Source organism: Brachybacterium alimentarium (genome assembly GCF_002332425.1).
GTDB lineage: Bacteria > Actinomycetota > Actinomycetes > Actinomycetales > Dermabacteraceae > Brachybacterium > Brachybacterium alimentarium.
This window is the reverse complement of the sequence record NZ_NRGS01000041.1, coordinates 1-1,241: the sequence shown is the minus strand read 5'-3', so window position 1 is coordinate 1,241 and position 1,241 is coordinate 1. Positions and strand designations below refer to the sequence as shown.

Below are 1,241 nucleotides of genomic sequence, written 5' to 3'. Positions count from 1 at the left end.
TGAATCGCCCCGGGTCTGGTGGAGGCTCTGAATCCACGGGAGGATGAGGAGCATGGCAGCACCGAGGAAGTACCCGGACGAGCTTCGGGAGAGAGCCACGAGGATGGCTGTTCAGGCGCGACTGGATCCATCGACGAGGTCGGGCACGTTCCGTCGTGTGGGCGAGCAGCTCGGGATCAATCCCGAGACTCTGAGGAATTGGGTCGTGCAGGCGGAGGTCGACGAGGGATACCGTCCCGGAACCACGACTAGCGAGTCCCAGCGCTTGATCGAGCTGGAGAAGGAAGTACGTGAGCTGCGCCGGGCGAACTCGATCCTGAGGTCGGCGTCGGCTTTTTTCGCGGCGGAGCTCGACCGCCCACAGCGTTGATCGTGGAGTACATAGACCAGCACAAGCATGAGTTCGGCGTCGAGCCGATCTGTCGGACGCTAACCGCAGCGGGCACGCAGATCGCGCCGAGCACGTACTACGCGAGCACGGCCCGCCCGCCCTCGAAGCGAGCACTGCGTGACGAGGAGTTACTGGTCGATATCGGCCGGGTCCACTCCGCGAACTTCAGCGTCTACGGGGCAAAGAAGGTCCATGCGCAGTTGCGGCGGGAGGGCATCTCGGTGGCGCGCTGCACGGTCGAGCGACTCATGCGCGTCGCTGGGCTACGTGGGATCAGCCGGTCCAAAGGCCCGCGCACCACGATCTCCGGTCGCGGTCCGGATTCTCGTCCTGACCTGGTCGAACGAGACTTCACGGCCACCGCTCCGAACCAGTTGTGGGTCGCGGACATCACCTACTGCCGAACCTTCGCCGGCTGGGTGTATGCCGCGTTCATCATCGACGTGTTCTCCCGCCGCGTGGTCGGCTGGCAGCTGTCGAAATCGCTGCGGACAGATCTTGCGCTGGACGCGTTGGAGATGGGCATCTGGGCCCGCGATCACGCAGGCCAGTCCGTCACCGGGCTCACGCATCACAGCGATAAGGGCGTTCAATACGTCGCCATCCGCTACACCGAGCGACTTGCCGAGGCCGGCGCGGTCGCCTCGGTCGGCTCCACCGGCGACTCGTATGACAATGCCCTGGCCGAGGCCTTCAACTCGCTGTTCAAGGCCGAACTGGTCCGCAACCGCGGGCCCTGGAAGAACATCGACGACCTCGAGATCGCGACCGCAGAGTACATCGACTGGTTCAACCACCGGCGTCTGCACGGCGAGATCGGAATGATCCCGCCCGTCGAGCTCGAGGACAC

General features: G+C 64.7%; 1 protein-coding gene and 1 other annotated feature. The gene reads left to right on the top strand.

Features of this window, described 5'->3' with window-relative positions; genetic code table 11:
• Window positions 1-52: 52 nt before the first annotated feature.
• Window positions 53-1,241 (top strand): IS3 family transposase gene (locus tag CIK71_RS16700; protein ID WP_245857742.1). Its coding sequence is split into 2 segments (ribosomal slippage), with 1,190 coding nucleotides annotated over them: window positions 53-338 and window positions 338-1,241; the frame shifts between segments, so codons are not numbered across the junction. This gene is flagged as partial in the annotation.
• Window positions 331-459 (top strand) — a sequence feature (AL1L pseudoknot). Its footprint overlaps the gene before it by 129 nt.